This window comes from Halorubrum sp. SD612 (assembly GCF_002135005.1).
The window spans coordinates 22,749-30,359 of sequence record NZ_NEWI01000018.1; the positions used below are offsets into that span (position 1 = coordinate 22,749).

General features: G+C 72.9%; 7 protein-coding genes. 4 read left to right on the top strand and 3 right to left on the bottom strand.

The annotated features are described in order from the left end of the window. The first annotated feature begins 51 nt into the window (after positions 1–51). Complete coding sequence (locus tag B9G38_RS03675) at positions 52–1,365, top strand: MFS transporter (RefSeq protein WP_233127156.1); 1,314 nt, start codon at positions 52–54, stop codon at positions 1,363–1,365. A gap of 70 nt (positions 1,366–1,435) precedes the next feature. Here B9G38_RS03675 and B9G38_RS03680 read toward each other — a convergent pair whose 3' ends face one another. Continuing rightward, positions 1,436–2,491 (bottom strand): M42 family metallopeptidase, encoded by a 1,056-nt coding sequence (locus B9G38_RS03680; protein WP_086219518.1) that lies wholly within the window; start codon positions 2,489–2,491, stop codon positions 1,436–1,438. A 147-nt stretch (positions 2,492–2,638) separates the two neighbouring features. On the opposite strand from B9G38_RS03680, the gene B9G38_RS03685 reads away from it, so the two are divergent. The 3 genes from B9G38_RS03685 to B9G38_RS03695 all read left to right on the top strand — a co-directional run bounded on the left by B9G38_RS03685 (position 2,639) and on the right by B9G38_RS03695 (position 5,864). Beyond that, positions 2,639–3,412, top strand: coding sequence for a prephenate dehydrogenase (locus B9G38_RS03685; RefSeq protein ID WP_086219519.1), 774 nt, complete (start codon positions 2,639–2,641; stop codon positions 3,410–3,412). A 25-nt stretch (positions 3,413–3,437) separates the two neighbouring features. After that, positions 3,438–4,904, top strand: a complete 1,467-nt coding sequence (locus B9G38_RS03690) for a small ribosomal subunit Rsm22 family protein (RefSeq protein WP_086219520.1) — start codon at positions 3,438–3,440, stop codon at positions 4,902–4,904. A gap of 105 nt (positions 4,905–5,009) precedes the next feature. Next, positions 5,010–5,864: a ZIP family metal transporter gene (locus B9G38_RS03695; protein ID WP_086219521.1), complete on the top strand. Its 855-nt coding sequence runs from the start codon at positions 5,010–5,012 to the stop codon at positions 5,862–5,864. A 74-nt stretch (positions 5,865–5,938) separates the two neighbouring features. Here the strand turns inward: B9G38_RS03695 and B9G38_RS03700 are convergent, their stop codons facing one another. Next, positions 5,939–6,658: an SOS response-associated peptidase gene (locus B9G38_RS03700; RefSeq protein WP_086219522.1), complete on the bottom strand. Its 720-nt coding sequence runs from the start codon at positions 6,656–6,658 to the stop codon at positions 5,939–5,941. 25 nt (positions 6,659–6,683) lie between these two features. Next, complete coding sequence (locus B9G38_RS03705) at positions 6,684–7,397, bottom strand: glycerophosphodiester phosphodiesterase (protein ID WP_086219523.1); 714 nt, start codon at positions 7,395–7,397, stop codon at positions 6,684–6,686. Positions 7,398–7,611: the final 214 nt, after the last annotated feature.

Consider the following 7,611-nt stretch of genomic DNA (forward strand, 5'->3'; position numbering starts at 1 on the left):
ATACTCTGCGGAGCGTCGGTCTTTTGCCCGTTCGTCCCGTCGTACCCGCAGATGAGCGACGGCGATTCCTCCGCCGCGACCGCGGCCGGCGGCGACCGCCCGGCCGAGATCGATACCGCCGGAGCCGCGGCCGACGCGACCGACCGCCGCCGGCTCGGCGCGGTCGTCCTCGCGGTGCTGATCTCGCAGGTCCTCCTCTACCCGGGCGTGCCGGACCTCGTGGTCGCGCTCGGCGCCCCGGCCGGCATCGACGCCGGGATGTGGTTCCTCGTCGCGGAGTTCGGCGCGTTCGTGACGTTCGCGGTCGTCTGGGGCGCGCTCTCGGACGCGCTCGGGACGCGAGTTCCGCTGATCGTCACCGGCGCGCTCGGCGGCGCGGCCTCCTACGTCGCGCTCGCGTCGCTGCCGGGACTCGGGCTCGGCTTCGGGGCCGCGCTCCTCGTCAGGGTCGTCGGGGGCGCCCTCACTATCGGCGCGTTCTCGCTGTCGATCACGCTGTTGATGGATCTTCGCGGCGGCAACGGCCGGAACATGGGGACCGCCGGGTTCGCCATCGGCCTCGGTGCCGCGGTCGGCTCCGTCGTCGGCGGTTCGCTCGCTGGCCTCGGCGCGCTGTACCCGGTGTACGCCGGGGCGGTCGTGCTGGCGGCGGCGGGGGTGCTCGCGGTGACGATCGGCGACCGGGCAGGGGCGGTCTCGGCGGACACGAGGACCGACTCCGGGGCGACCGACGAAGTCGGCTTCCGCAACGTTCTCGCCCGCGCCCGGACGACGCCCGGCCTCCTCGTCCCGCTCGCGTTCGGCTTCGTCGACCGACTGACGGCGGGCTTTTTCGCTTTGGTCGGCGTCTACTACTTCCAGGACCCGGCGACGTTCGGGCTGTCAGCGGCCGGCGCGGGCGCGACCCTCGCGCTCTTCTTCGTCCCGTTCGCGCTCCTCCAGTCGCCGCTCGGCGCGCTCTCGGACCGGATCGGCCGCTTCCTCCCCGTGGTGGCCGGGTCGCTCGCGTACGGCGTCGCGACGGTCGGCGTCGGCGTGGCGCCCGCGTACCCAATCGCCGCGGCGCTGATGGTCCTCGTCGGCGTCTGCGGCGCCCTGATGGCCCCCGCGACGATGGCCCTCGTCACCGACCTCGTCGAACCGGAGGTGCGGGGCGCGGCGATGGGGCTGTTCAACGTGTTCGGCTCGCTCGGCTTCCTCGCCGGTTTCCTCGTCGGCGGGAGCGCCACGGGCGCGTTCGGGTACACGCCCGCGTTCCTCGCGGTCGGCGGACTGGAACTGGCCATCGCGCTCGCGCTGCTCCCGGCGGTCCGGTCTCTCTCGCCCGGCGCGGGCGTGATCGGTCGACTCGGCGCGGAGGGGTGAGGTCGATTCGACGGTCCCGAGCGGCGGGTCGACGCGCCGTCGCCGTCGCGTGCCCCCTCGCGGTCCGGGATCAGCTCGGCGCGTACCCCTCTCCGCTCTCGGTGTCGAGGAAGGCGGTGAGGAGGTCGACCGCGGCCTCGACGTCGCGCGCGTCGGCCGTCTCGACGGCGGAGTGGTGGTACCGGACGGGGACGGAGAGGGCGCCGACCGGTCGCGCGCCCCCGGCGTTCTGGAGCGCGCCGGCGTCGGTCCCGATGTTCCGAGCGACCTCGGGCTGGAAGTCGATTCCGCGCTCCTCCGCGAGGGACTCGAGCCGATCGACGACCGCGGGCGTCGGGACGACGGTCGCGTCCTTCCGCTTCACGCCCACGCCGTCGCCGAGCGTCGACATCGCGTCCGACGGGTCGACGCCGGGGTACGACTGCTCGAGCGTCCCGTCGAGCGCGACGGCGAGGTCCGGGTCGACGTCGACACCCAGGGCGGCCGCGCCCCGCAGGCCGACCTCCTCCTGGACCGTCGCGGCGTAGTGAACGGTCACGTCGGGGTCCGCGCGCCGCGCGGCCTCCAGCAGCACGTACACGCCCGCGCGGTCGTCGAGCGAGGAGCCGGCGACGCACCGCCCCATCTCTCGGAGGTCGCCGTCGAACGTGACGACGTCGCCGACGCGGAACGTCTCGGCGGCCGCCGCGGGGTCGAGCCCCGTGAACACGTGCGCGTTGTCGAGCGTCCACTCGTCCGGCGCCGCCTCGGCGGCCGTGTGTGCGGCCGTGACGCCGACCACCGCGTCGTACTCCCCGTCCTCGGCGTGGACGGTGACCGGGTGGCCGCGGAGCGCGTCCGGGTTCCAGCCGCCGAGCGGCTCCACGGAGAGGAAGCCGTCGTCGTCGACGTCGCTCACGACGAGCCCGATCTCGTCCATGTGCGCGGCGACGAGCACCTCGTAGCCGGGAGCCGCGTCGCCCTCGACGGTCGCGACGACGTTGCCCATCGCGTCCGTCCGCACGGCGTCGACGGGGGGGAGTTCGTCGCGCACGACGTCCCGGATCTCGTCCTCGCGACCGACCGGCCCGGGGGCGTCCGCCAGTCGCGCGAGCAGGTCGAAGTTGAGCGTGGCGTTCGCGGTCACGTTCCGACCTTGGGCGGGTCACGCGTGAAAGTCCGGGGGTCGCGGCAGGACGGGCGCCCCCGCGATCGGTTCGGCGGGACGCAGCGCCGAACGCCCGCCCCGAGGCGAGTCCTTTTAACCGCCGCGTCACCTCCGTTCGCGTAACCGATGGACCTCCTCGTGGTCGGCGCCGGCGAGATCGGTCGCTGGGTCGCCGACACTGTCTCGGCCGACGCCGCGCCGGTCGACGCGAGCGTCGCGTTCGCCGACCGCGACCCGGCCGTCGCGGCCGACGCCGCCGCGGACCGCGACGCGAGGGCGGTCGACGCCGACGGGGACACCGCCCACGACGCCGTCTGCCTCGCGGTGCCGATGTCAGCGGTCCCCGCGGCGGTCGAGGCGTACGCGCCCCGCGCGGAGCGGGCGATCGTCGACGTCTCCGGCGAGATGACCGACGCGCTCGCGGCGATGCGCGAGCATGCCCCCGGCCTCGAACGCGCGAGCTACCACCCGCTGTTTGCCCCGCCGCGCGTTCCGGGGAACGTCGCGGTCGTCGTCGACGAGGGCGGCCCGACGGTCGACGGGCTCTCCGACTCGGTCCAGGCGGGGGGCAACGACGTGTTCGAGACGACCGCGGACGAACACGATGCGGCGATGGAGACGGTCCAAGCGGGCGCGCACGCCGCGGTGCTCGCGTGGCGGCTCGCCGCGGACCCGGTCCGCGAGGAGTTCCACACGCCGGTGTCGGCCGCGCTGGAGGAGGTCGCCGACACGGTCACCGAGGGCTCGCCCGCGGTGTACGCGGAGATTCAGCGCGCCTTCGACGGCGCGGACGGGGTGGCCGACGCCGCGGCAGAGATCGCGGCGGCCGACGACGAGGCGTTCGCCGCCCTCTACGAGCGCGCCCGCGGCGACCGCGAGGGGCGAGACCGGCTGGAGTGAGCCGACGCGAAGCAGACGAGAAACCATGATCGACAGAGCCGCGGTCCGGAACAACGCGAACTACCTGCGCAACGTCAGACCGATCGACCCCGAGGAGATCGCCGAGTACATCGAGGGGACGCCGCACCCGGCGGTCGTCCGCGAGACGCTCCGCGAGGAGGCGTTCGACCTCCGGCTCCGCGAGCGCGAAGACGGGGCGTTCGTCCCCGTCGAGGAGTCGCCCGTCGACCCACCGGGCTGGGCCCCGGAGGCACTTCCGGAGGCGTACGCGTTCGCGGTTGAGGACCTGCTCGTCCGCGAGTACGGCGCCAACTGGCACCGCGGCGAGTCCGGCGACGAGCTCCGCGAGCGGGTCCGCCAGCTGAAGACGGACTACCTCTACGAGAACGAGGTCGAGTACGACCGCGTCGCGGCGCTCGGCTACGCGATCTACCACCTCCCCGCGTACTACGCCACGGTCGGCCACGTCCTCGACGACCTGACCGAGAACGGCCTGCTCGACCGGACGCTCCGTGTCCTCGACGTGGGAGCCGGCGTGGGCGGCCCCGCGCTCGGCCTCCACGACTACCTCCCCGACGACGCGGTCGTCGAGTACCACGCCGTCGAGCCGAGCGCCGCGACCGACGTGCTCGACCGGATGTTAGAGGAGACCGGCCGCAACTTCCGGACGACGGTCCACGAGACGACCGCCGAGGCGTTCCTCGGTCTCGACGAGGGCGAATCGCCCGCCGCAGCGACCGACGACCCCTTCGACATCGTGATATTCGGCAACGTCCTCTCGGAGCTGGCCGACCCGGTCGCGGTCGCGAGCGCGGCCCTCGACGCGCTCGCGCCCGACGGGAGCCTCGTGGCGTTCGCGCCCGCCGACCGGAACACCGCGGTCGGGCTCCGGCGGGTCGAACGCGCGCTCGTCGCGGGCGACGGGGACGGCGCCGGCCCGGGACGCGACGCCGAAATGTACTCGCCGGCGCTCCGACTGTGGCCCGACGCGGTCCCGAGCGATCCGGGGTGGTCGTTCGACGTGGCCCTGGACCTCGCGGTCCCTCCCTTCCAGCGCCGGCTCGACGAGGCGACGGCGCGCGGCGAGACCGACGAGCCGGGCGAGTTCGTCAACGTCGATGTCCAGTTCGCTTACTCGATCCTCCGCCCCGACGGGCGGCGACGGGTCGACATCGAGGCGAGCGCGGAGCGGTGCGCGCGCATGGCCGAGTCCGAGCGCCACGTCACCGACCGGGTGAACCTGCTCGCGGTGAAGCTGAGCCACGACCTCAGCGAGGGCGACAACGCGCTGTACCGCGTCGGCGACGGCTCGCAGGCGACCGACCACTACCTCGTCTGTACCCGCGAGACGGCGCTGAACCGCGACCTCCGCGAGGCCGGCTACGGGTCGGTCGTCTTCGTCGAGAACGGGCTCGTCCTCTGGAACGAGGACGAGGGCGCGTACAACGTCGTCGTCGACGACGAGACGGTCGTGGATCTGGTCGCCCGCTGAGCCGGCGCAGGGCGTGGGAAACGGGCGCGCAGTTTCGTCACCGAGTGCCGCGAGCGACCGTCGCCGGTGTAGACTTCTCAACCCGCCCCGTGTTATCGGTGTCAGATGGCGGTCGAAATCACCGAGGCGTTCGTCCGTATCGCCGGCACCTCCTCGGTAGCACAGGCGTTCGTCGGCGGCGTCGTCATCGCGCTGCTGAACCTCCTCGGCGCGTCGCTGGTCCTCGTCTGGCGGAACCCGTCCGAGCGAGCCCTCAACGGGATGCTCGGCTTCGCCGCCGGCGTCATGCTCGCCGCCGCGTTCACCAGCCTGATCATCCCCGGCATCGAGGAGTACTCCGGCGGTAATCCGATCCCGACGCTTATCGGCGTGGGGGTCGGCGCCCTGTTTCTGGATCGGGCGGACGCGTTGATTCCTCACGCCCATTTCCTGCTGACCGGCTCTCGTCGCGCGGACGCGGCGAACCCCGGAGAGACGCTACCGGTCAGCGACGAGCGGTTGACCGGGGTGGTCCTGTTCGTCTTGGCCATCACGCTACACAACATGCCCGAGGGGCTCGCGGTCGGCGTCGGGTTCGGTGCGGCCGCCGGCGATCCGGCGCAGCTCGGGAGCGCGCTGTCGCTGATGCTCGCGATCGGTATCCAAAACATCCCGGAGGGGCTGGCCGTCTCCGTGGCGGCGATAAACGCCGGCCTCGACCGCCGAATCTACGCCGCGTTCGCGGGGATACGCGCCGGTGTCGTCGAGATTCCGCTGGCGGTGCTCGGAGCCGTCGCCGTCGCGGCGGTCGCGCCCCTGTTGCCGTACGCGATGGGGTTCGCCGCGGGGGCGATGCTGTTCGTCATCTCCGACGAGATCATCCCCGAGACGCACCGAAGCGGTCACGAGCGCGTGGCGACCCTCGGACTCATGGTCGGCGTCATCACCATGTTGTACTTGGACATCTCGCTGGCGGCCTGACCGCGCTTCCGTGATCGGCGGCGCCGTAGTCGGCCCCCCTGACCGCCGCGCTGACGTCCCGAGCGATGGCCCGCTCAGCCGACCGGTTCGATCAGGTCGGGCGCGTCGACGCTCGGCGAGTTCACCCGCGTCGACACCGGGTGCGCGGTGAGGTCGTCGCTCGGGTACGGGTCGAGCAGCGCTGCGGCCTCGTCGGGGCCCCCGTGGAGCCACGTCTCCTCCTCGTCGGGGTCGAGTATCACCGCCATCCGGTGGTGGAGGTCAGCCACGAGGTCGTTCGGCTCGGTGGTGACGATCGAGAACGTCTCTACCGGTCCGTCGTCGCTCCTCTCGTTCTCCCCTCCGCCCGACCCCCCACCGAACGCGCCGAGCCCCGTTTGGGTCGTCTCCGGCGTCGGCGGCTCCCACCGCTCGTAGATCCCCGCCATCGCGAACGGGCGGTCGTCGTCGAACGCGACGCGGTAGGGGGTCTTCCCGCCGCCGCGGTCGCCGCCGACCCACTCGTAGAAGCCGTCGGCGGGGACGAGACAGCGCCGGCGCTCGAAGGCGTCGGCGAAGCTCCGCTTCTCCCGCACGGTCTCCGCGCGGGCGTTGATGAGGTCGAACGACTCGTCCGCCCACGACGGGGTCAGCCCCCACTCCATCCGGGTCGTCTTGCCGGGATCCCGGTCCGCGATCACCGGTAGCGACTGCCCGGGCGCGCAGTTGTAGCTCGGCTCACGGTCGCCGAAGTCGGCGTCGAACCGCGCTTCGAGGTCGGCGGTGGGGGTGAAGAGGGTGTAGCGGCCGCACATATCGTCGCGTTGGTGCGGGAGCTACTTAGTCCCGCGACGACCGCCCCGGCTCCGGGAGCAGGTCCCACCGGTCGGCGATGATCCCGTCGACGCCGGCTCCGAGGAGCCGCTCGACCTCGTCGCGGTCTGTCGCGGTCCACGCGTTCACCCGCAGCCCGGCCTCGTGTACCGCATCGACGAACCCTGGCTCGGTCGCGACGTCGATCGGGGGGTGGACCGCGACGCAGCCGAGGTCGGTCGCCGCCTCGACCGCGCGCTCGGCGTCCCCGCCCGCGACGAGCAGCGCGCGCGCAGTCTCGGGGTCGCGGTCCCGCAGCGCCACGAGCGCCTGAGGGTGAAACGACGAGAACAGTACTTCGTTCGCCGCCCGCCGGGCCGCGTCGAGCGCGTCGCCCGCGACGGCCGGCTCCTTGACCTCGACGTTGACGGTGAGGTCGTCGGGCGCGGCGTCGAGCGCGCCGTCGAGCCGCGGGATCGACTCCCTGGAGCCGAGGACCGTCAGTTCGCGGAGTTCGCTCCAGTCGGCATCCGCGACGGGTCCGGACGCGTCGGTCAGTCGGCCGAGATCCGCGTCGTGGACGACGACGAGTTCACCGCTCGCACACCGTCGCACGTCGAGCTCGACGGCGTCGACGCGCGGTGACGCGCGCTCGATCGCTCCGACCGTGTTCTCCGGGTACTGGTCGGCGCAGGCGCGATGCCCGATCAGCGTGACATCGTCTGGGTCTGTCCGTGTCATCGCGGCGCTCGCGCCTCGCCCTCCCGTCGGTTCGCTCGCTCGATCACGCACGGCCCTCGGGCCCGGACCGTGTTAGCTCTTCGTCGGTCGGGGCCGCCCGCCCGCTCCCGTCGGCTTTTTAGCTACGCGTCGCGCCGGAACGGACATGCGCATCGAGAACAGCTTCATCCCCGTCGAGGGGGTGGGCGAGACGACCGAACGACGCCTCTGGGGG